This is a genomic window from Lentibacter sp. XHP0401, assembly GCF_025751535.1.
In the GTDB taxonomy this organism is placed as follows: Bacteria; Pseudomonadota; Alphaproteobacteria; order Rhodobacterales; family Rhodobacteraceae; genus Lentibacter.
The window spans coordinates 64,456-85,383 of sequence record NZ_JAOWLC010000009.1 but is presented as its reverse complement, the minus strand read 5'-3'; the positions used below and the strand labels follow the sequence as shown (position 1 = coordinate 85,383).

The following is a 20,928-nucleotide window of genomic DNA, read 5'->3' as shown; positions in this document are numbered from 1 at the left end:
GCGTGTCAGCACCCTCGGACTGGCCTGCGGGATATGAACTGCGCAACTTGAGTGAAGTTGACAGCACGATGGCCGAGGCTTCGCGTGTGCTCAACGGGCTTGCGGGGCCATGCTGGATTTTTGCCAAACATCAAACCGCCGCACGCGGGCGGCGCGGGCGAGCTTGGAGCATGCCTGCGGGCAACTTTAGTGCAAGCCTTGTGTTGCCACGTGCGGGAAGCCCTGCGGAAATGGGGTTGCGCTCTTTTGTGGCCTCGCTGGCGCTCTATGATGCGGTGCGCGCTGTGGCCGGGCCCGAAGCGCGGTTGAGCCTCAAATGGCCCAATGATGTTTTGTTGAGCGGAGGCAAATTGGCGGGGATCCTTCTGGAGAGCGCCGGCGAGGCGCTTGTCATTGGTATCGGAGTGAACCTTGTGGCTGCACCCGGCATGACTGATGTTGAAGAGGGCGCTCTAACGCCTGTTTCTCTCAAGAGCGAGACGGGAACAGAGATTGCCCCCGAAGATTTCCTGCCCCATCTGGCGCAGGCTTTTGCCTTTTGGGAAGAGCGCTTTTGCACCTATGGTTTTGGGCCTGTGCGCGAAGCGTGGCTTGCGAAAGCCGCCAAGCTCGGAGAGCCGATCCGTGCGCGCACGATGCGCGAGGAGATGCATGGCACATTCGAGACGGTGGACGCGCAAGGCCATTTGGTATTAACCAGCGCTGAAGGGCGCATGAGCATCCCTGCGGCGGATGTGTTTTTCTGAAAAAGGGCCAGAGCCTATGCTACTAGCAATTGATTGCGGCAATACAAACACGGTTTTCTCTATCTGGGATGGCGAGAAATGGCTGTGCACCTTGCGCACCTCTACGCATCATTCACGCACTGCGGATGCCTATTTTACTTGGTTCAGCACGCTGATCAGCCATTATAAAATCAAGCCCGATATCACCGATATCGTGATCAGCTCGACGGTGCCGCGCGTGGTTTGGAACCTACGGGTTTTTTCCGACCGTTTCTTTAACTGCCGCCCGCTTGTTGTTGGTAAACCCGAGTGTCTTTTGCCTGTGGCGCCCGTTGTGGACCCGGGCACAGGTGTCGGCCCCGACAGGTTGGCAAATGCGGCGGGTTGTTATAACAGACATGGTGGCAACGCCATGGTGATCGACTTTGGCACAGCAACCAACATTGATGTGGTCAATGAAAACGGCGCTTATGTGGGAGGGGTGATTGCACCAGGTGTAAACCTGAGCCTCGAGGCGCTTCACCAGGGGGCCGCTGCGCTGCCGCATGTGGACATTACGCAGCCTGAAAAGGTAATCGGAACAAACACAGTTGCTTGTATCCAGTCGGGTATTTTTTGGGGCTATGTCGGGCTCATCAAAGAGCTCACCAGCCGCGTGCGCGCGGAGTATGGCCAGCCGATGAAAGTGATCGGCACAGGCGGGCTTGCCCCCCTTTTCGCGCAGGGCGAAGAGCTGTTTGATACGATTGAAGACGACCTCACGGTGCATGGGCTTCGTGTGATTCATAACTATAACAAAGAGCAGGGTAACATATGAGCACGGAGCGGCTAATTTACCTGCCCCTTGGCGGGGCTGGCGAGATCGGAATGAACTGTTATGTCTACGGCTACGGCCCAAAAGACAAAGAGCGGCTTATTCTTGTTGATTTGGGAGTAACCTTTCCCGACATGGATACAAGCCCCGGGGTCGATCTGATTTTCCCTGACCTGGCCTGGCTGACCAAGCGGCGAGACCAGCTTGAAGCCGTGTTTATCACCCATGCGCATGAAGACCATGTCGGCGCTGTTGGGCATTTCTTTGGCGAGCTGAATGTGCCTGTTTATGCGCGGGCCTTTACGGCTAATATTGCGCGGCGCAAGCTGTCCGAGCATGGCTTTGGCGAGGACACTGTGAAAACGGTTTCACCCTATCCATCAGCTGTTGAGGCCGGCCCCTTCAAGGTAAGTTTTGTACCGGTTTCGCATTCGATCCCCGAGAGTTCGTCACTGCTCATTGAAACAGCGGGGGGACGTGTATTTCACACTGGTGACTTCAAGATTGATCACAACCCGATTGTGGGCGAGCCCTTCGATGAAGCGCTTTGGGAAGAGATTGCCAAAGGCGGCATCAAGGCAATGATCTGTGACTCAACCAATGTGTTCAGCCCCAATGCCGGGCGCTCGGAGAGCGAACTGGGTGGCAACCTCACAGCGCTTATAAAGGGCGCGGAAAAAATGGTCGTGGCCACAACATTCGCTTCCAACGTAGCGCGTGTGAAGACCTTGGCGGAAGCAGGCGCACGCGCCGGTCGCTCGATTTGCCTTATGGGCCGTGCGATGCGGCGTATGGTGGAAGCCTCAATCGAGACCGGTGTACTGAAGGATTTTCCGCCGGTTGTTTCTATAGAGGATGCGCGTAGCATTCCGCGCGAAAGCCTCATGCTTCTGGTGACGGGCAGTCAGGGCGAGCGGCGCGCCGCCTCTGCCCAGCTGGCGCGCGGCAAGTTCAACGGGATCGAGATGAAGGAGGGGGATTTGTTTCTCTTCTCGTCCAAAACCATCCCTGGCAACGAGCGCGGTGTGATCTCTATCATGAACCAGTTTTCCGAAATGGGCGTTGATATCTTTGATGATAACGACGGGCTTTACCATGTGTCTGGCCATGCCAACCGCCCTGATATCGAGAAAGCACATGAGTTGATGAATCCGCAAATGGTTATTCCGATGCATGGCGAGCACCGCCATTTGCGCGCCCACGCCAAACTCGCGGAAGAGAAGGGCCGCGCCAGTATCGTTGCTGTTAACGGGATGATGATCGAGCTGACGGGCAATGCCCCCAAGGTGGCTGAATACATCGAAACGGGACGGCGGTATCTCGATGGCTCAACCCAGATCGGAGCACTTGACGGGATTGTGCGCGACCGTATTCGCATGTCGCTGAACGGGCATGTCATTGTCACTGTGATTTTGGACGAGGACGGCGAGCCACTTGGCGAACCTTGGTGCGAGCTTATGGGGCTGCCCGAAACCGGCCGCAGCAAAGCGCCGCTTGTTGAGGTTCTGGAAGAAGACCTCGGGCAGTTCCTTGGCCGCGCAGGAGACAAAACGATGGCAGATGACGATAAGATCGAGCAGGAGCTGCGTAAGATCGCGCGGCGCACGGCGCTTGACGAGATCGGCAAAAAGCCTGAGGTGACTGTGATTATCTCACGTCTGTCCTAAACCAAAAAAAACGCCCCGAACCTGATGTGGTTTGGGGCGTTTTGTTTTTAAAAACAATGACTTATCAGCCCATCCGCTCATCAAAGCTTTTGGCGATAAAGGCGGGCATGTCATCCCCCAGACCGACAGACTTGCCGCTGCCGCCGCCCGAACGTGAGCGGCCCGAGTCACGGTTGCGGTCGTTGTTACGATCACTGTTGCGCTCTTGTGGTTTGTCCTCTGGTTTTGTCTCGGACTTTTCGGACTTTGCTTCGGGCGCGGGCGCTTCAGCTTGTTTTGGAGCGGCCTCGGCCTTTGGTTTGTCTTCATGTTTGGGCTTCGCCGAGCGAGACCTGCGTGAAGGTTTGGGTGTCTCTGCTTTGACCGCTTCTCCGGCATCGTCCTCGGGCAGAGGCTCACCACTGCGCGGAATTGCGTGTTTGACCAGCGCTTCGATGTCATCAAGATTGCGCGTATCACGCGGACTACAGATCATGATGGTTGTGCCCTTTTTGCCCGCTCGACCCGTGCGACCGATGCGGTGCACATAGTCTTCGGCGTGGCTTGGCACATCGTAGTTGAAAACGTGGCTCACATTGGGAATGTCGAGGCCACGCGCGGCCACATCTGAGGCCACGAGGAAGCGCAGGCTGCCATCGCGGAAGCCATCAAGCGTGCGCATGCGGTGTGACTGCTCCAAATCGCCATGGATTGCCGCGGCGTCGAGACCGTATTTCTTCATGGACTTGGCCACAGTGTCCACATCAACTTTACGGTTGCAGAAGATGATCGCGTTTTTGCATTTCTCGCCTTCGGATTCGATCAGATCGCGCAGGAGCTTGCGTTTTTCTGTGCCCTCACGGTCTTTGCGCGAGCCTTTGAACATGACCACGGATTGGGTGATGTTTTCTGATGTTGTGGCCTGACGCGCCACTTCGATGCGGGCAGGGTTCGAGAGGAACGTATTGGTGATCCGCTCGATCTCGGGCGCCATTGTGGCCGAGAAGAAAAGTGTCTGGCGGGTGAAGGGTGTGAGGCTAAAGATGCGCTCGATATCAGGTATAAAGCCCATGTCGAGCATCCTGTCGGCTTCATCGACAACCATGATCTGCACGCCTGTGAGCAGCAGTTTACCGCGCTCGAAATGATCAAGCAGGCGGCCGGGGGTGGCGATGAGAACATCTGCGCCGCGGTTGATGACGGCCTCTTGCTCTTTGAAGCTTACACCGCCGATGAGCAGAGCTTTGTTGAGCTTCACGTATTTCGCGTAGGCGTCAAAGTTCTCGGCGACCTGAGCGGCGAGCTCGCGTGTGGGGCAGAGCACAAGGCTGCGCGGCATACGCGCACGGGCGCGGCCACGGGCCAGCATCGAGATCATCGGGAGGGTGAAGGAAGCGGTTTTGCCTGTGCCTGTCTGGGCAATGCCCAGAACATCGCGGCCTTCAAGGGCCGGAGGAATCGCACCTTCCTGAATGGGGGTTGGTTTTTCGTAGCCTGTGTCGGCAACAGCTTTGAGAACCTTTGGATCAAGATTCAGATCAGAAAATTTTATCATATGTATCCGTTTTGTACGGACACATCTTGGCCCGTAGCGTCTGTGAGAGGGTCAGGCCCGTGTGGCCCAGCCTATCGCTTGATCGACCCTATGCTTGCTCTTTAGTCAAAAGGCGTGCTGGCGTCAATCAATCCGCATTTTTGCCACTGTTCTACAGCGGATATGCGGCGATTTTGATACGGCCTGCACACGTTTCAATCGGTGGGGAAGTGCTTTCTACGCTTCTCTTCAAGGGCGAGATCATAGCTCCGTAAAAGACCATGAGCTTTGAGGCGCTGTAAAAGTTCGGGTGTTGCGGTGCAGACTTCCTGATAAAACGCTTTCAATCCTTCGGTGCCATCACTGTCTTCGATAGTCCTTAACAACTCGTTGAGGGTTAGGCCGCCGCGCTCTGGCGGACGGTTTGGCTTGAGCCCGGCGCGGTAGACGCCATGAGCGAGACGATAGCGGATGTTTTCCATCCAATGCTCAAAGCTTGTTGCATGGAGGTGGCAAAGCTCCGTGCCGATGAACTCGACCTGGCCGGGGTTTTCATCACCTTTGATGAAGACGTTGTGGATGCGCAGATCAACTTCCTCGGCGCCTGTGCGCACGAAGAGTTTGCCTGCGACATGACTGAGGAAGCCGCCGTTGAGATGCGTGCCGAAGGTGGGATAGATCGCCTCGGTTTCGCGTTGGCGCTGCTTGCGGTCATTGGTCATGGCCTTGAAGTGGGTTTCGGTTCTGTGCCAGAGCGCCTCGACAGGGCGCACGCGGGCGGCCATGCAAGTGACGGGCAGGGCGGCGAGCTGTTCAGCTATAGGTGTCTTGATAGGCCAGAGAAACTCGTCGACATCTATATGGGCGAGCCAGTCTAGCTCGTGTGCCTTGCGCTTGTAGGCGTGGCGGGCGTTTGCGCCTTGGCGGGCCTGATGCTTCACGGGGCGGTTCCTGCTGCGCCAGTGCTCGCCATGCGTGCGCAAAACGCGGATTTTGGGGTGGGTTTTCAGCGCTTTGAAGGCGGCTTCGTTATCGTCATCGAGATAGATAAAGAGCCGCTCGGCACCTAACTCCAGATGATAGGCGGCGAAGCGCTCTATAGTGCCGATCGGGGCTTTGATGGTGCTGACGATGCCCCATTTCGGGAGATGTGTGCTCATGTGTAAAGGCCTTCAAGCTTTGGGAAGAGCTTGCGCGCCTTGGCATTGAGCTGCAAGTCATGGGTGACAAGAAGCCCCAGCTTTTCAAGGGTGGCGAGGTGCTCGGGGCTGGCTGAGCGCAGGCTGTGATAGAAGTGTTTTACACCGTCTGCGCCGCGCTCTGCTGTGATCATCTCGATGATATCGGCGATGGAGGCTTCGCCTTCGCGGGCAGAGGTATAGGATGTGCCCGTCATGCGGCGGTGCATGTGGGCGGAGAAGTTTTCCCATGTGGTTGCGTGGTGGTGCAGAAGATGAGCCATGAGCGCTGCCGGTTTGGGCTTCTTGCGGCCGCGCAATTTGTGGATGCCCATGCGCGCGCCTGCAAGGCCCGTGCGGGCGATGGCTTTGCCTTCAGTATGGGAAATGAAGCCTGTGCGTAGGGCGAGGCCATAATCAGGGTAGAGCGCTTCCAACACGCCACGTTTGAGGCCTGCATGTTGGGGCGCGCGTTTGTAATGCGTAAGCGGTTCGGAGGCGAGGGCTTCGGCGGGGAGCAGACGGACCCATTCTGTGCTGTCTGGCAGGGTGATGAGCTGCTCTGTGAGGTCTGTTTCGGGGAGGATGAATTCATCAAGGTCGATGTGCGCGAGCCAGTCTGTATCAGCCTGCTGGTAGGCGTGGGTTGCGTTATCCATCTGGCGTTGGTTGAGCGGCTTTTGCGCGCTTGTGCCTTGGTGAAAGTGCAAGTTTCGGTGCGCGAGCAACTCAAGGCGCTCAGTGGGGCCGTCGAGGTAGATATCAATGCGCGCGCAACCGATCGAGATGTGATGCGCGGCGAAGCGGGCGATCTCTTCCGGGCTGGCCTTGGCAGTGCTGACAACGCCCCAGTTCAAACGCGGTTTTCCTTTTTGGAACGGGCTTTTGCGCGGCGTTCTTTCATCGTGTCGAGGCGGCGGAAGATGGTTCCGCCTTCTGCGTTGAGCGCGTGAAGCAGGGTGAGCGCGAGGGGCTTGAGGACAGGCGCATCCTCGGCTTGGGCATAGAGCGGCGCGAGCAAAGCAACATCGAGGCCGCCGTGGTTGAGCGAATATTGGTCCATTTTGAGGGGCATAGCGGCCTTGGAGCGGCTTCCGAAGCGGTGAATTTCGCTTGGGGCGAGGCCTGTGAAGAGGCGCTCGAACTCGTAGAGCTTGATGAGGCCGAAGAGCATTTTGAGGGAGGCGCCGAGGGCTTGTTCGGGGCCTGCTTGCCCATGGTCGGCAAATGTCATTGCGGAAGAGACCTGCCAGCGCAGATCAAGCTGGCCGAGGAGGTGCTCGGGATGCTCGGCCCAGAGGCGGCGGAAGAGGGCCGGCGCCTCGGGCGGATAAATGCTGCGGCGCAGGTGGGCGATGAGCTGGGCGTTGAGAAAAGCGAGTTCGGAGAGGCCGATAAACTCGGGCGCTATCATGCTGCGTTTCAAGGCGAATGTGCCGTGATTGCCCTTCGGCTCGGCTGCGCTTTCGGGCACGATACGACCAGCAAGGGTGGCAAGATCAAGGTCAGGTGCGTAGGCCGCGCCCTCAAGTTTGAAGGGACCGCGGCGCTTGTTCCAACGGGCGAGAATCTCTTCCGCGCCGCCTGTGTATGTGAGGGTCTCGTTGCTCATGGGCGCAGTCTGCCACGGGGGATAAGCCTAGACCATCATTTCCTTGGTGGCGGTCAGTTTGATCTCGGGATGATCACGCTCGACACGGTCGATATCCCACTTGAGGCGGGTGAGATACACCACGTCGCCGTCATGGTCTTCCGCGATGTGTTGTTTGTTTAAATTCACAAACTTTTCAACATCTTGTCGTGCACCGTTCACCCAGCGTGCCGAGGTAAACTGCGAGCTTTCAAAGCGCACGGGCAGGCCATATTCAAGCTCGATGCGGCTTGCGAGCACTTCAAATTGAAGCGCACCGACCACACCGACAATATAGCCCGAACCGATGCTCGGCTTGAAAACCTTGGCCGCGCCTTCCTCGGCGAATTGCATCAAAGCTTTTTCAAGGTGCTTTGACTTCATCGGATCCATCGCGCGGACACCTTGCAAAAGCTCGGGCGCGAAGGAGGGGATGTTTGTAACCCGTAATAGTTCACCTTCGGTTAACGTATCGCCGATGCGAAGTTGGCCGTGGTTGGGGATGCCGATAATGTCGCCTGCCCAAGCTTCCTCGGCTAGTTCGCGGTCGGATGCGAGGAACAGCACCGGATTGGTGATGGCCATTGGCTTTTTGCTGCGCACATGGGTGAGTTTCATGCCGCGTTTGAAGTGGCCGGACGCCATGCGGACAAATGCCACGCGGTCGCGGTGCTTTGGGTCCATGTTGGCCTGAACTTTGAAAACAAAGCCGGAAACCTTTGTTTCTTCAGGAGAAATTTTGCGCGGCTCGGCGTTCTGGATTTGCGGCTCGGGGCCGTAATGGCCGATGCCGTTCATCAGCTCTTGCACACCGAAGCTGTTGATCGCGGAGCCGAACCAGATCGGGGTCATGTGGCCTTCGAGGACGGATTGCGGATCAAGTTTGGGCAGCAGTTCGCGGGCCATTTCGACCTCTTCGAGCAGCTTTTCAAGCAGGTGCTTAGGCAGGTGTTGGGCAAGAAGAGGGTCTTCCAGGCCGTTGATTTTAACGGATTCACCAACTTTGTTACGGTCGGCACGATCCATCAGCTCAAGGCGGTCATTGATCAGGTCATAGCACCCCAAGAACTCCGAGCCGACCCCGATGGGCCAGCTTGCCGGTGTCACGTCGATCGCCAGCATCTCTTGGATTTCATCAATGATATCAAATGTATCGCGGCTCTCGCGGTCCATCTTGTTGCAGAAGGTGAGGATGGGCAGGTCGCGCATCCGGCAGACTTCAAAGAGCTTCTGTGTCTGGCTTTCAACGCCTTTTGCACCGTCGATGACCATAACCGCAGCGTCAACGGCTGTGAGGGTTCTGTAGGTATCTTCGGAAAAATCGGAGTGACCGGGAGTATCAACAAGATTGAAGCGCAAGCCGTTGAAATCAAACGACATGGCCGAGGCCGAAACAGAGATGCCACGGTCTTTTTCCATCTGCATAAAGTCCGAGCGGGTGCGGCGGGCTTCGCCCTTGGCGCGCACTTGTCCGGCCATCTGGATGGCACCGCCATAGAGGAGGAACTTTTCCGTCAGCGTGGTTTTGCCGGCGTCGGGGTGCGAGATGATCGCGAAGGTCCGGCGGCGGGCAATTTCAGCGGGAAGCTTAGGGCGGTTTGAAAGGTCTGTAGCCATGAGCGCGCGTATAGGTAAGGAACGCGGCTTTGGCAAGAATTCATAGCGATTCTAGGGGGGTGAAAAGCGTGCACACCCCGTGCACAGCCCGTGCACCGCCAAAACGGGCGTTCGCCCCCCTCTGAAAACGTTAACGCATGGCTGCGAGGATGCTTCAAAACAACGTGAGGTAAAGACATGACCCAAGCCACGAGAGACGCCGCCGAGCGCGACCTGATAATGGAACTGAAAGAGCTTCAGGAGGCGCTGAAGGACGAGTGGATTGACGCGGCCTTGCCCGAGGACTGGGACGGACTCAACTCGGCGATGCCCGTGCATCGCGCCAAGACGCGGGTGACGGTGCGGCTTGATGCGGACATGGTGCGCTGGTTTCGCAAGATGGGGCCGGGCTATGGCGCGCGCATCAACCAGATTTTGCGGCTTTACTGGCTTGGCCTTGCCTCGGGCAAGGTGAGCACCCATTGGGACGGAGAAAGCCATGTGCCACGGTTTGAACGCTATATGGAGCGCAAGATTGCCTTGCAGATGGAGCGCTCTGCGCGACGGCGTGAGGAGCTGGACGATTAGGAGCCGCGCGAGGCGCGCAGCAGTAGTTCGGCGGCATCGGGGCGGTTGAGCAGGCTTTGGCTGACTTCAAACTCGCTATGGCTGCGGGTGCGGTGACCCGTGAGTGTGCCACCAAGGGTTTCGGCGACATTTGCAGGCAGGGCGCTGCGCGTGCGTGGATCAATCAGCAGGGTTTCGGCGGCGATGCCTTCGGCAAAGACGATCTGGTGGGCGTCAAAGAGGATCTGGAAGTAGTCGACAAAGCCACCCTCCTGCACAAAGACAGTATTCCCATTCACAAGATGCTGCGCTTTGAGAAGCACCTCGGAGCGGCCTGCACCGAGCTTGTCTTCGCGTTGATAGACAAAGAGGCGATGATCGGGGGAGACGAGGAGGTCGTTCTCGTTGTGGAGCGTGCCTTTGGTGATCATCACGGGAGCGAAATCGCCCATGGCGCGGACGGTATGGTGGCCGATCCAGCGGATGGGCTGGGGGCCGTCATCGCGGGTGAGGAGTTTATCGCCGACTCGCAGGTCTTCGACGGCGCGCTGCTCGCCCGTGGCGAGGCTGAGGCGCGTACCACGTGTGAAAGAGACGCAGGCGACCTGGGCAAAGCGCAGCGGCGCATTTTCGGTATCAATGCCGACGAGGCGGTAATCGGATTTGGGCTCAAGCGGTGCGAGCGGCATGGCATAGACTTGCGCCACATGGCCAGCTTCATCGACTTCGACCAGGAGCAGCACTTCGATGGGCTGGCTTTGGGTATCCATGAGCGTGATGCAACTGTCGAGCACGACGGTTGCACCCTCGCGGCCAGTTTGGGTGTCTGTTGCGATGCGGAAGTGTCCGTTCTCCAGCGCGTGCAGGCCGAGGCGCAGGGGCGCGGCCTCGGGCGCGAGGTGATAGGAATCATCGAGCATGAGGTCGGCGGCGAAGCTGAGATTATCGCCAAAGTTTGCGCCGTTGGAGACAGGCAGCATCGGCGCGGTATAGACTTGAAGGGCGTGGGCGGTTTCGCTCATGGACTGGATGGCTCATTGTGGTGGGTATTTCAGTAAAGCGGCTATCATAGGATTGGGGCGAAAGCGCGGCAAGTGTGCGGTGTTGCTCTGGTCTTCCTCTTGGATATGCGCTTTTGTGGGGCGTGAAACAGAAGGAGTTTGCACGATGGATTTGGGAATTGCGGGTAAGAGAGCGCTGGTGTGCGCTTCTTCAAAGGGTTTGGGGCGCGGGTGCGCCGAAGCGCTTGCAGAAGCGGGTGTGAACCTTGTGATGAACGCGCGTGGCGCCGAGGTGCTTGAGGCTGTTGCTGCTGATATTGCAGGGAAATACGGTGTCGAGGTAACGGCTGTGGCGGCGGATGTGACCACCGAGGAGGGCCGCGCAAAAGTGCTTGCTGCGGCAGGGGATGTGGACATTCTGGTGACAAATGCGGGCGGTCCGCCTCCCGGGACATGGACGGATTGGGCGCGCGATGATTTTATCGCGGCACTTGATGCGAATATGCTGACGCCGATTGCGTTGATGCAAGCGCTTGTGCCGCATATGCAAAAACAGGGCTGGGGGCGTGTAGTGAACATCACCTCGCAGTCGGTGAAGGCGCCTATTCCTGTGCTTGGTTTGAGCAACTCAGCACGTGCGGGGCTGACCGGGTTTGTTGCAGGCACAGCGCGGCAGGTTGCGGGAAGCGGTGTGACGATCAACAATCTGCAACCCGGGATACATGCGACAGACAGGGCAACCTCGCTGGATGCGGGCGTGGCGAACGCGCAGGGGATTACAGCAGACGAAGCGCAAAAGCAGCGCGAGGCCACTATTCCGGCGCAGCGCTATGGCACGGCGGAAGAGTTTGGCGCGACCTGTGCGTTCATGTGCTCCCAATATGCGGGGTTCATGGTCGGGCAGAACATTCTGCTCGATGGCGGCGCTGTTAACTCCACGATGTAAGTATTTGTTATGGCTTTGGAATAAGCTTTAACTTTAACAGGTCATTGAATACGGCTTCGCCAAAGATGGTGTTGCCGTGTTTGCCGTCTTCATGGGCGAATTTTGCGGGCAAGGTGCCGTCATTGTCAGCCAGCGTTTCATTCGGATCATAGAGCGGCAGGCCATGGGCGCGGATGAGACTGTTGAGCGCGTCGGTGAGCGCGAGCAGCAATGGATTGCGGTCAAACGCGGGCGGGGTCACCACGACGAGAGGAGCGCTTGCGGCTATGGCTGCAAGGCCGTCGAGCGCATCGCGGCGGGCGTCTTCCAGCCATGCGGTGAGGAAGGCAGGCGACAGCAAGGTTTCGGCTGAGCGGGTTGGCACGGTTGTGAGGCCAAGCTTCTTGATGCGCATTTCGGTGAGGAACTGCGAGGCGTGATGCCCTATGCTGGCCACGACGGGCGCGCCTGATGTGAGGGGCGGCGTTGTGCCGACTTCTTCTGCGAAACTCTCGATTTTCTGGCGGGCGCGGAAACGATCGGATGCAAGTGTCCCATCCGATTGCAGGCGGACGACACCATCGCGCCATGCGGCGGCGGAGTTGGCGTAGGTGAGGGTTTCATAGCCTGCAGCCGTGGCGCCAAGGGCGAGGGCGCGAGCGTGGCTATCGCCGACAACGATGAGGCGGGTCATGAGCGCGCCCCTTGATCAAGCAGTATTTCCTCGCAGGCGAGGTCATCGGCCTCGGTCTCGGCTGTTATACTGGCGCGACGGGCTGTTTCGGCGGCGTTGTCTGCCAGTTGCTTCTTGGAAAAGCGCATACCCTTGAAGAAGTGCTCCATCACCAGCGCGACCCCGTCAGGCTCGACCGAGCGCATGTTGGGTGCAAAGAACTGCCCGCGTGTGGGCGGGCTTGCGATGATTTCGTAGCTGGGGAAATAGTCGATATCGGCTGCCACTTCGGCCAAGTCCCCCGCCACGGCGCGCAGGACCGATTTCGAGTATTGTGTGGCGAGCAGCACATGATCATCCGTAGCAGTGGCTGTGAGCGGCACGGGCGAGACCGTGAGCAGGAACTTGAGCGAGGGGTTGATCGCCCGCAGACCCTGTATTGCGGTTTTCATAGATTTGAGAATTTGCGGATAGCGATAGTTGATAAAGCGGTGTTGGGCCGCATCATAAGTGCCCGCGAGCGTGCCGGGGCATAGGGCATAGGGCTGGCCGGTGACGGCATTCTCGAAGCCTTCGGTGAGGCCCATGGTAAAGACAAAGACCTGTGCCTCGCGCGCCGAGCGCCTGAAAGCGCGGGCGGTTGCCTTGAGCATTTCGATACAGTCTTCATGGCTGGCGAAGCCGTCCGGCTCGATTGTGGGGCGCAGGGAGTCGCGGAAGCGGCCTGCCGCGTCTTCCCAGATTTCGATGGAGTCGCAGCGCTTGGGCTTGATGGCAAGAGCTACCCAGAGTTCCAGCATCCGTGCGGTATAGATATTGGCAGTGCGCGACGAATAGACACCGTATCCGAACTTTGAAGCAACGGACGCAGAGGCGGAGGCAGGGGCAGGCTCGGCATTAACCCATGGTTTGCCATTGGCCTGCACCGCGCGCGAGATGTGCTGGGCAAAACAACTGCCATAAGTGGCGAAGGCGGCATTGGCGGGCAGTTTCCATTTGGAGCGGAAGAGGCCTTCATAGCCATAGATGCCCGCATCGGCGACGCCGGTGCGCCAGAAGGCCTTGGGGGGCTGGGAAGAATAGGGGGTGTCGCTCATGACGGCCTCGTTTTTGGCGAGTGTCGCCTTTGGGTCATGCCGCGTCAAGCGGGGCTGTGGAGGGCCAGAAATATTTGATGCTTGCGCGACCTTTGTGAGGGTCGCCGCGAAGGGTGGCTTGGAGGCCAGTTTGACCGATGCTTGGGCGGCAGCTAAGCGCAGGAAGCGGGCTTTGCAAAGCCATGGCCAGTTCACGGCAGCGGCCATTCGTGCAGAGTGCAGCGAATGCCGGTTGAGAGCACATTGCAGACCATCGCTGTTGACGTTAACCTGTAACCACGCACACCAATAAAAGAGCCAGCATGGTCGGTGGTTTGCGCCTCCAGTCCCTTATCCAAGAGTTAGGATGGCACATGTGTGACCATATGTTTGTCATAACCGGTGGTCCCGGTTCCGGCAAAAGCACTCTGATCGACGCCCTGCACAGCAAGGGATTTGCGTCAATGCCTGAGGCTGGGCGTGCGATTATTCGCGATCAGGTCCAGATTGGTGGAACCGCATTGCCTTGGGCAGACAGAGCCATGTTTGCCGAACTCATGCTCGGATGGGAGTTGCGGTCGTGGCACGAAGCATCTGCGTTGGAAGGACCGGTCCTCATGGACAGAGGAGTTGCTGATGTCGTTGGCTATTTGACGCTTTGTAGCCTTCCTGTTCCTGACCATGTGGAGGCCGCAGCGAAAAAATATCGCTACAACAGCACAGTCTTCATCACCCCATATTGGGAAGCCATTTTCTGTCAGGACGCCGAACGCAAGCAGGATCGAGAGGAAGCTGAAGCAACTGACCGAGTCATGGCTGATACTTATGCCCGTTTCGGCTACCAACTTGTCGAGCTTCCCAAGGTGTCAGTCGAAGAACGCGTTGCTTTCGTCGTGGATCACCTAAACGAGGAATGACCGCTCCGTCCCGGGGGTGCTGTCTTTCAGCGCCTTTATTTACGCCGCAACGCGGAAAATGTCGGCAATGAGGCCATTGGGACAGTAGTTTCCGTGATTTCAGCACTCGCTTGGTTGCTGGATTAAACACGCCAATTGTGTCATCTTGAAACTCCAAACGTTCCGAGACTCCAGCGGAGGATTGCCCAGACATGCCTGCATTCGTTATCGGCCAAATGTACATTCATAACCGTGACTGGATGGAAGAATACTTCGCTAAGATTCCAGCTGTGGTCTTTGACAACGCAGGTGAATTTTTGACGCGGGGCGGTGACCCAGAGCATCTGGAAGGTAACAACGAGTTGCCCGACGCGGCTTTCATCATCGAGTTTCCTGACAGGTGCAGCGCCCGCAATTTCTGGAATTCAGATGAATTTCAATCACTAGCAGCGTTGCGTCGTTCAGGCTCTACGCTCAATGCAATTCTTGTAGATAGGCTACCATAGCTAAGCGTAGCAAAGCCCCGCACAGCAGCCCTTGGCCTGCGGTGAGGCGCATGTCAGGTTTGGGGCAGGGTGGCTTAACCGGGCCGTTGTCGGGTGTCAGGAATTTCGCTGTATTGCGCTATAGAAGTTGGTGCTCCCCAGTGGTGCTGCGGCTGCCGCGGCAAAAGCCATGCATTGAACTGAATATGACGGTATACAAACGAAGTTAAATTCAATATTGTGAATAAGATCGAAAACAGGGAGGCGAGATTCGATGACGGATAGCTCGGGAATTAAAGGGCCATCGCGCCGCGCTTTTTTAAAAGCGGCGGCCGCGTCTGTGCCAGTGGCGGCAGTGGCCGGTGCGGCGCGGGCAGACGACCCGCTGATTACTGAAGTGCAGGAGTGGGCCAGCGGCCTTGGCGAAGGCGTTGACGCCACGCCTTATGGTCTGCCGATTGAATATGAAAGCGACGTGATCCGGCGCAATGTTGAATGGCTGACAGCGGATGCTATCAGCTCGATCAACTTTACGCCCATTCATGCGCTTGACGGCACGATCACCCCGCAGGGCTGCGCGTTTGAACGCCATCACTCGGGTGCTATCGAGCTGAAGAAAGAAGATTACCGCTTGATGATCAACGGGTTGGTAGACCGGCCTTTGGTTTTCACTTACGAGGATCTTGAGCGTTTTCCCCGTGAGAACCACGTGTATTTCTGCGAATGTGCGGCGAATACCGGCATGGAATGGGCCGGTGCACAGCTGAATGGTGCGCAGTATACCCACGGTATGATCCACAATATGGAATATACCGGTGTGAGCCTGCGCACATTGCTTGAAGAAGCAGGCCTTGATGCGGCGGGCGATCTCACGGACAAGTGGGTTTATGTCGAGGGCGCGGATGCGTCTTCAAATGGCCGTTCTATCCCTATGGAAAAAGCGCTGGATGACTGCCTTGTGGCCTTTAAGGCCAACGGCGAAGCGCTGCGCATGGAGCACGGTTACCCTGTGCGCCTGTGTGTTCCCGGCTGGGAAGGCAACATGTGGGTCAAGTGGCTGCGTCGTATTGATGTGAGCGACTCTGCTGTTGAAAGCCGCGAAGAAACCTCGAAATACACCGACACGCTGGCAGACGGCACAAGCCGCAAGTGGACATGGGCGATGGATGCGAAATCCATCATCACAAGCCCGAGCCCGCAGATGCCTATCAAGCATGGCAAGGGACCGCTTGTTATCACGGGGCTTGCATGGTCGGGCCGTGGCGCGATTACGCGTGTGGATGTGTCAAAAGACGGTGGCAAAACGTGGGAAACCGCGCGGCTTGCGAAGCCGGGTGAGCGCATGGCGCTGACACGCTTCTATCTCGACACCACATGGGAGGGCGAGGAGATGTTCCTTCAGGCCCGCGCGATGGACGAGACAGGCTATGTGCAGCCCACGAAAGACGAGCTGCGCGAAGTGCGCGGCGAGAACTCGATCTATCACAACAACGGCATCCAGACATGGTGGGTGCAACCAAACGGGGAGGCAGACAATGTCGAAGTATCTTAAACTGACAGTTGCGGCTCTTGCGCTGGTTGCGGCCAGCCCTGCGGCGGCGGAAAAATTCGGCCTTGGCCGCGTGGCCACAGATGCGGAGGTTGCGGCTTGGGATCTGGATGTCCATCCCGATGGTTCAGGCTTGCCGGAAGGCTCGGGCGATGTGTGGACGGGTGAGACCGTGTTTGCCGACAACTGTGCCGTTTGTCACGGTGACTTTGCCGAAGGTGTGGGCAACTGGCCCAAGCTGGCAGGTGGCATGGGAACACTTGACCGTAAAGATCCGTTGAAAACGGTTGGCTCTTATTGGCCATATCTTTCAACGACTTGGGATTACGTGAACCGCTCGATGCCATTTGGTAACGCGCAAACACTGACGCCTGACGAAGTCTATGCGATCACGGCTTACATTCTCTTCTCCAACGATCTTGTGGATGATGATTTTGTGCTGTCCAAAGAGACATTTCTGGACGTGGAAATGCCGAATGCGGACGGGTTTATCCTTGATGACCGGCTGACTTCGGAAGCGCATTTTGTCCGCGAGCCCTGCATGGAGAATTGTAAGGGCGAAGTGAAGATCACCAAGAACGTTGTGTTCAAGGGCGATCCAAACTCACCTGACGACCCCGAGGCGGAGCCTGCGGCTCAAGAAGCTGTTGCAGAGGAAGCTGTCGAGGAAAAAGCGGCGGCAGAACCTGTCGCTGAAGAAGCTGTGGTGACCGAAGCGGCGCTCGACATGGATCTGGTTGCCGAGGGTGAAAAAGTCTTCAAGCAATGCAAAGCCTGCCATCAGGTTGGCGAAGGCGCAAAGAACCGCACAGGCCCGATTCTGAACGGGGTTGTCGGGGCGGCTCTTGGCCACCGTGACGACTTCAAATACTCCAAAACCATGGCTGAAATGGGTGAAGAGGGCGTGATCTGGGACGAAGCCAATCTGGCGACGTATCTGGCCAAGCCGAGGGCCTTTGTGAATAAGACCAGAATGTCTTTTGCGGGCCTCAAGAAAGAAGAAGATATTGCCGCCGTGACGGAATATCTGAAATCATTCCCTGAATAAGGGACCTTCGGGGGCGCTGTTCCGGCGCCCCCGTTTTGCCGCGGCGCGAATCTGTGGCATGCTGTGTGGCAGGAACCTTTGGGAGGAGGGGCAATGCTTACAAGACGGCAGTTTACAGTCACGAGCGCGGCTGCGCTTGGCACGGCGGGAGCGGGCTTTGCCGCGGAGCTGGGCGATGACGGTTTGCACAAGGAACCCTGGTTTTCCGATACATTTCTAGAACTTGGAGACGATCTTGCCGCAGCAGCGGACAAGGGCCGTCATCTGATGATCCTTTATGAGCAGAACGGCTGCCCCTATTGCCGCGAACTGCACGAGGTGAATTTTGCGAGGAGCGAACTCACCGATTATATCAAGGCCCATTATGATGTGATCCAGCTCGATATGTTTGGCGCGCGTGAGGTGCTCGACTTTGACGGCGAGGCGCTGGAAGAGCGCGACCTTGCGGCCAAGTGGGGGGTGAATTTCACGCCCACGACGATTTTGATGCACAGCTTGAACAGTGGTGCGCAAAGCATTGAAGAAGCTCAGACATTTCGCATGCCCGGTTATTTGAAGCCGTTTCATTATTTGTCGTCGCTTGAGTATGTGGCGGAAGAGAAATTTGAGGGGCAGACGTTCCAGCGCTATTTGCAGGACAAGTTTGCCGAGTTGGAGGAAAAAGGGATTGATCCGGACGTTTGGTAAGGCTTTAGCTTTTGTTATTGTGGCCGGGACCGCGCAGGCCGAGGAGATCGGCGATGCGGAGCGTGGTGAAAAGGTGTTCCACACCTGCACGTCCTGTCACCAGATCGGCTTTGGCGCGGAAAACCGTGTGGGCCCGCATCTGAACGGTATTTTTGGCCGTAAGGCGGGCGCGTTTGCGGAAGATTACCGGTATTCCAAGGGATTGCTGCGTGAAGGGGAGAACGGGCTTGTCTGGGATTTGCGAACGCTCAATGCCTATATCGAGAATCCCAAAGCGCTGGTGACGGGGACGCGGATGAACTTCCCCGGTGTGAAGGAGCCTGAAAAGCGGGCAGACCTTCTGGCCTATCTGCGGACCTTTTCCGACAGTCCGCAGAACATCCCGGAAGCGCAGCCAACGGGTGTGCCACGGGAGGTGGAGTTGTCCCCCGAGATCCTCGCGATTGTGGGGGACCCTGAATATGGTGAATACCTCGCAAGCGAATGCACCACTTGTCACCAGAGCAGTGGGAGCGATGAAGGTATTCCCTCGATCACCCATTGGCCCGAGGAAGACTTTGTGGTGGCGATGCACGCTTACAAACGTAAGATCAGGCCGCATCCTGTGATGCAGATGATGACCTCAAGGTTGACCGATGAGGAGATTGCGGCGCTTGCGGCTTACTTTAAGAGCATTGAATAACAGGCTGTTATAAAAGGGAGGACGACCAAATGACACTGAACAGAAGAGCCTTTATCGGAACGGGCGCAGCGGCAGCAGCGCTTTTGAGTGCGCCGCATGTGCGCGCGCAAGGCGGTGGTGCCGGCAAGGTGATTGTCATCGGCGGCGGCGCGGGCGGGGCCACGGCGGCGCGCTATCTGGCGAAAGACAGCAACGGCGAGATAGATGTCACGTTGATCGAGCCGACGCGTGCCTATTACACCTGCTTTTTCTCCAACCTCTATATCGGCGGTTTCCGCGAGATCAGCTCGCTCGGGCATTCTTATGGGGGGCTGGCCAAGGCGGGTGTCAACGTGGTGCACGACTGGGCCGTGGGCGTTGACCGCGATGCCAAGACCGTAACCCTCGCGGGCGGTGCTGTGCTGCCTTACGACAAGCTTATCCTCAGCCCCGGGATCGACTTTGTTGACGGTGCTGTGCCCGGTTGGGACGTAAGCAAGCAAAACAAGATGCCCCATGCTTACAAGGCTGGCTCGCAGAGCGAATTGCTTAAGGCGCAGGTCGAGGCGATGCCGGAAGGCGGCACATATGCCATGGTCGCGCCACCCAACCCGTTCCGCTGCCCTCCCGGGCCGTATGAGCGTATTTCGATGGTGGCGCATGTCTTGAAAGAGAAGAACCCGACCGCGAAGATTATCATTGCGGACCCCAAGCCCAACTTCTCCAAGCAGGCGCTTTTTGAAGAGGGCTGGGGCAAGCATTACAACGGCATGGTGAGCTGGGTTGGCCCTGATTTCGGCGGCGGCAATGTAGAGGTGAACGCCGACGAGATGACGGTGAGCATTGATGGAGAAGTCACCAAAGTTGATGTGTGCAACGTTATTCCTGCCATGAAAGCGGGGCGGATTTGCGAGATTGCCGGTGTGAACGAGGGCAACTGGGCGCCTGTGATCGGCCACACAATGCAGAGCCGGATGGACGAGAATGTCTATGTTCTGGGCGATGCGAGCAATCAGGGGGATATGCCCAAATCAGGCTTCTCTGCCAACTCTCAAGCCAAGGTTTGTGCTATGGCCGTGAGGGGCGCGCTGACGGGAAGCAAGGTGTTCCCTGCGAAGTTCTCCAACACTTGCTGGAGCCTGATTGAGACTGACGATGGTGTCAAAGTCGGTGCGACTTACGAGGCGACGGATGAGAAAATCGTCAGTGTTGACGGGTTTGTCAGCCAAACGGGTGAGGACGCGGCGCTGCGCAAGGCCACCTATGAAGAAAGCATCGGCTGGTATGCCGGGATTACGGCCGATATGTTCGGCAGCTGATGGACTGGTGGGTTTGCACCCACCCTACAGATCGGGACAGGGCGCGGGTGAAAACCCGCGCCCGGTTTTTATTCACAACCTGCTTTCTGTTCACAATTTGTTAACCAAGTTTTTCCGCTCGTTTTCCCGAGTGCCCTTGCGGCCCTTGGAGCGCACCACTAAGACTCTGTTAGCAATGATCCGATACAGATCGCAAGAGACCCAAAAAGCAGGCAGGAAAAGATGAAAGACCCGTTTGAGACATACATGAATACGCTCGTGCCTATGGTTGTTGAGCAAACGAGCCGTGGTGAACGCGCCTATGACATCTTTTCGCGCCTTCTGAAGGAGCGGATTATCTTCCTCAGCGGCCCTGTCCATGACGGGATGAGCAGCCTGATTGTGGCGCAGCTTTTGCACCTTGAGGCAGAGAATCCCTCAAAAGAGATCAGCATGTATATCAACTCGCCCGGCGGCGTGGTGACAAGCGGTCTGTCGATCTATGACACGATGCAATATATCAAGCCGAAGGTGAGCACCCTGGTGATTGGCCAGGCGGCGAGCATGGGCTCGCTTTTGCTGACTGCGGGTGAGAAGGGCATGCGCTTCTCGTTGCCCAACAGCCGCGTGATGGTGCACCAGCCCTCGGGTGGCTATCAGGGGCAGGCCAGCGACATTATGATTCACGCGGAAGAGACGCTGAAACTCAAGCGCCGCCTCAACGAGATTTATGTGCACCACACCGGGCAGAAGCTTGCCGATGTGGAAGCAGCGCTTGAGCGCGACAAATTCATGAGCCCTGAAGAAGCCAAGGACTGGGGCCTGATTGACGAGATTGTCACCAACCGCGAAAAAGCGGGTGACGCAGACGCCTGACCGCCTGTGAGGGCGGGAAGACGAATTTGAGATTGTGGCGCGGGGCTGGCTGACTTAAGCTGC

General features: G+C 57.5%; 21 protein-coding genes. 13 read left to right on the top strand and 8 right to left on the bottom strand.

Annotated features, from left to right (window positions below):
- The first annotated feature begins 2 nt into the window (after positions 1-2).
- From OE750_RS12550 to OE750_RS12540, 3 genes are read left to right on the top strand one after another with little or no spacing between them, the layout of a single operon-like run.
- Positions 3-746: a biotin--[acetyl-CoA-carboxylase] ligase gene (locus tag OE750_RS12550; protein WP_263764587.1), complete on the top strand. Its 744-nt coding sequence runs from the start codon at positions 3-5 to the stop codon at positions 744-746.
- A 16-nt stretch (positions 747-762) separates the two neighbouring features.
- On the top strand, positions 763-1,542 hold the full coding sequence (locus tag OE750_RS12545) for a type III pantothenate kinase (protein WP_263764586.1): 780 nt from the start codon (positions 763-765) through the stop codon (positions 1,540-1,542).
- The gene (locus tag OE750_RS12540; RefSeq protein ID WP_263764585.1) at positions 1,539-3,206 is read left to right on the top strand and encodes a ribonuclease J; all 1,668 of its coding nucleotides are present in this window, start codon (positions 1,539-1,541) and stop codon (positions 3,204-3,206) included. Before OE750_RS12545 ends, OE750_RS12540 begins: the two co-directional genes overlap by 4 nt.
- A 64-nt stretch (positions 3,207-3,270) precedes the next feature.
- Here the strand turns inward: OE750_RS12540 and OE750_RS12535 are convergent, their stop codons facing one another.
- The 5 genes from OE750_RS12535 to OE750_RS12515 all read right to left on the bottom strand — a co-directional run bounded on the left by OE750_RS12535 (position 3,271) and on the right by OE750_RS12515 (position 9,144).
- A complete protein-coding gene (locus tag OE750_RS12535) occupies positions 3,271-4,740 on the bottom strand; it encodes a DEAD/DEAH box helicase (protein WP_263764584.1) in 1,470 nt (489 codons plus the stop codon).
- A gap of 194 nt (positions 4,741-4,934) precedes the next feature.
- A complete protein-coding gene (locus OE750_RS12530; RefSeq protein ID WP_263764583.1) occupies positions 4,935-5,879 on the bottom strand; it encodes a glycosyltransferase family 2 protein in 945 nt (314 codons plus the stop codon).
- Positions 5,876-6,754 (bottom strand): glycosyltransferase family 2 protein, encoded by an 879-nt coding sequence (locus tag OE750_RS12525; RefSeq protein WP_263764582.1) that lies wholly within the window; start codon positions 6,752-6,754, stop codon positions 5,876-5,878. The genes OE750_RS12530 and OE750_RS12525 overlap by 4 nt, the downstream gene beginning before the upstream one ends.
- Complete coding sequence (locus OE750_RS12520) at positions 6,751-7,509, bottom strand: hypothetical protein (RefSeq protein ID WP_263764581.1); 759 nt, start codon at positions 7,507-7,509, stop codon at positions 6,751-6,753. Before OE750_RS12520 ends, OE750_RS12525 begins: the two co-directional genes overlap by 4 nt.
- A 27-nt stretch (positions 7,510-7,536) precedes the next feature.
- A complete protein-coding gene (locus tag OE750_RS12515) occupies positions 7,537-9,144 on the bottom strand; it encodes a peptide chain release factor 3 (protein WP_263764580.1) in 1,608 nt (535 codons plus the stop codon).
- A 177-nt stretch (positions 9,145-9,321) separates the two neighbouring features.
- Between OE750_RS12515 and OE750_RS12510 the strand changes: the two genes are divergently transcribed.
- Positions 9,322-9,711, top strand: a complete 390-nt coding sequence (locus tag OE750_RS12510; protein WP_263764579.1) for a BrnA antitoxin family protein — start codon at positions 9,322-9,324, stop codon at positions 9,709-9,711.
- On the opposite strand, the gene OE750_RS12505 is transcribed toward OE750_RS12510, so the two are convergent.
- On the bottom strand, positions 9,708-10,712 hold the full coding sequence (locus OE750_RS12505; protein ID WP_263764578.1) for a Hint domain-containing protein: 1,005 nt from the start codon (positions 10,710-10,712) through the stop codon (positions 9,708-9,710). The two genes, OE750_RS12510 and OE750_RS12505, sit on opposite strands and share 4 nt — an antisense overlap.
- Positions 10,713-10,857: 145 nt before the next feature.
- Between OE750_RS12505 and OE750_RS12500 the strand changes: the two genes are divergently transcribed.
- Positions 10,858-11,637 (top strand): SDR family oxidoreductase, encoded by a 780-nt coding sequence (locus OE750_RS12500; RefSeq protein WP_263764577.1) that lies wholly within the window; start codon positions 10,858-10,860, stop codon positions 11,635-11,637.
- A gap of 7 nt (positions 11,638-11,644) precedes the next feature.
- On the opposite strand, the gene OE750_RS12495 is transcribed toward OE750_RS12500, so the two are convergent.
- Both OE750_RS12495 and OE750_RS12490 read right to left on the bottom strand, forming a co-directional pair.
- Positions 11,645-12,310, bottom strand: coding sequence for a hypothetical protein (locus OE750_RS12495; RefSeq protein WP_263764576.1), 666 nt, complete (start codon positions 12,308-12,310; stop codon positions 11,645-11,647).
- Positions 12,307-13,386, bottom strand: coding sequence for a GSCFA domain-containing protein (locus OE750_RS12490; RefSeq protein ID WP_263764575.1), 1,080 nt, complete (start codon positions 13,384-13,386; stop codon positions 12,307-12,309). The genes OE750_RS12495 and OE750_RS12490 overlap by 4 nt, the downstream gene beginning before the upstream one ends.
- A gap of 353 nt (positions 13,387-13,739) precedes the next feature.
- Here OE750_RS12490 and OE750_RS12485 point away from each other — a divergent pair, with 353 nt between their 5' ends.
- From OE750_RS12485 to OE750_RS12450, 8 genes are all read left to right on the top strand, one after another.
- Positions 13,740-14,282: an AAA family ATPase gene (locus OE750_RS12485; protein ID WP_263764574.1), complete on the top strand. Its 543-nt coding sequence runs from the start codon at positions 13,740-13,742 to the stop codon at positions 14,280-14,282.
- Positions 14,283-14,473: 191 nt separating this feature from the next.
- Complete coding sequence (locus OE750_RS12480) at positions 14,474-14,767, top strand: DUF1330 domain-containing protein (RefSeq protein WP_263764573.1); 294 nt, start codon at positions 14,474-14,476, stop codon at positions 14,765-14,767.
- 253 nt (positions 14,768-15,020) lie between these two features.
- Positions 15,021-16,298, top strand: a complete 1,278-nt coding sequence (soxC, locus tag OE750_RS12475; RefSeq protein ID WP_263764572.1) for a sulfite dehydrogenase — start codon at positions 15,021-15,023, stop codon at positions 16,296-16,298.
- A complete protein-coding gene (locus OE750_RS12470; protein ID WP_263764571.1) occupies positions 16,282-17,343 on the top strand; it encodes a c-type cytochrome in 1,062 nt (353 codons plus the stop codon). The genes soxC and OE750_RS12470 overlap by 17 nt, the downstream gene beginning before the upstream one ends.
- Before the next feature lie 93 nt (positions 17,344-17,436).
- Entirely contained in the window at positions 17,437-18,030 is a 594-nt protein-coding gene (locus OE750_RS12465; RefSeq protein ID WP_263764570.1) for a thioredoxin family protein, read from the top strand.
- Positions 18,014-18,712: a c-type cytochrome gene (locus OE750_RS12460; RefSeq protein ID WP_412176228.1), complete on the top strand. Its 699-nt coding sequence runs from the start codon at positions 18,014-18,016 to the stop codon at positions 18,710-18,712. The genes OE750_RS12465 and OE750_RS12460 overlap by 17 nt, the downstream gene beginning before the upstream one ends.
- 29 nt (positions 18,713-18,741) lie before the next feature.
- On the top strand, positions 18,742-20,010 hold the full coding sequence (locus OE750_RS12455; RefSeq protein WP_263764566.1) for an NAD(P)/FAD-dependent oxidoreductase: 1,269 nt from the start codon (positions 18,742-18,744) through the stop codon (positions 20,008-20,010).
- A 222-nt stretch (positions 20,011-20,232) separates the two neighbouring features.
- Positions 20,233-20,865, top strand: a complete 633-nt coding sequence (locus OE750_RS12450) for an ATP-dependent Clp protease proteolytic subunit (RefSeq protein ID WP_263764565.1) — start codon at positions 20,233-20,235, stop codon at positions 20,863-20,865.
- Positions 20,866-20,928: the final 63 nt, after the last annotated feature.

Coding starts and splice junctions, on each gene's coding strand:
- OE750_RS12505 (WP_263764578.1), bottom strand. CDS start 10,712: ATGAGCGAAACCGCCCACGCCCTTCAAGTCTATACCGCGCCGATGCTG.
- OE750_RS12515 (WP_263764580.1), bottom strand. CDS start 9,144: ATGGCTACAGACCTTTCAAACCGCCCTAAGCTTCCCGCTGAAATTGCC.
- OE750_RS12530 (WP_263764583.1), bottom strand. CDS start 5,879: ATGAGCACACATCTCCCGAAATGGGGCATCGTCAGCACCATCAAAGCC.
- OE750_RS12535 (WP_263764584.1), bottom strand. CDS start 4,740: ATGATAAAATTTTCTGATCTGAATCTTGATCCAAAGGTTCTCAAAGCT.
- OE750_RS12455 (WP_263764566.1), top strand. CDS start 18,742: ATGACACTGAACAGAAGAGCCTTTATCGGAACGGGCGCAGCGGCAGCA.
- OE750_RS12485 (WP_263764574.1), top strand. CDS start 13,740: ATGTGTGACCATATGTTTGTCATAACCGGTGGTCCCGGTTCCGGCAAA.
- OE750_RS12540 (WP_263764585.1), top strand. CDS start 1,539: ATGAGCACGGAGCGGCTAATTTACCTGCCCCTTGGCGGGGCTGGCGAG.
- OE750_RS12490 (WP_263764575.1), bottom strand. CDS start 13,386: ATGAGCGACACCCCCTATTCTTCCCAGCCCCCCAAGGCCTTCTGGCGC.
- OE750_RS12480 (WP_263764573.1), top strand. CDS start 14,474: ATGCCTGCATTCGTTATCGGCCAAATGTACATTCATAACCGTGACTGG.
- OE750_RS12465 (WP_263764570.1), top strand. CDS start 17,437: ATGCTTACAAGACGGCAGTTTACAGTCACGAGCGCGGCTGCGCTTGGC.
- OE750_RS12520 (WP_263764581.1), bottom strand. CDS start 7,509: ATGAGCAACGAGACCCTCACATACACAGGCGGCGCGGAAGAGATTCTC.
- OE750_RS12495 (WP_263764576.1), bottom strand. CDS start 12,310: ATGACCCGCCTCATCGTTGTCGGCGATAGCCACGCTCGCGCCCTCGCC.
- OE750_RS12545 (WP_263764586.1), top strand. CDS start 763: ATGCTACTAGCAATTGATTGCGGCAATACAAACACGGTTTTCTCTATC.
- OE750_RS12450 (WP_263764565.1), top strand. CDS start 20,233: ATGAAAGACCCGTTTGAGACATACATGAATACGCTCGTGCCTATGGTT.
- OE750_RS12500 (WP_263764577.1), top strand. CDS start 10,858: ATGGATTTGGGAATTGCGGGTAAGAGAGCGCTGGTGTGCGCTTCTTCA.
- OE750_RS12470 (WP_263764571.1), top strand. CDS start 16,282: ATGTCGAAGTATCTTAAACTGACAGTTGCGGCTCTTGCGCTGGTTGCG.
- OE750_RS12510 (WP_263764579.1), top strand. CDS start 9,322: ATGACCCAAGCCACGAGAGACGCCGCCGAGCGCGACCTGATAATGGAA.
- soxC (WP_263764572.1), top strand. CDS start 15,021: ATGACGGATAGCTCGGGAATTAAAGGGCCATCGCGCCGCGCTTTTTTA.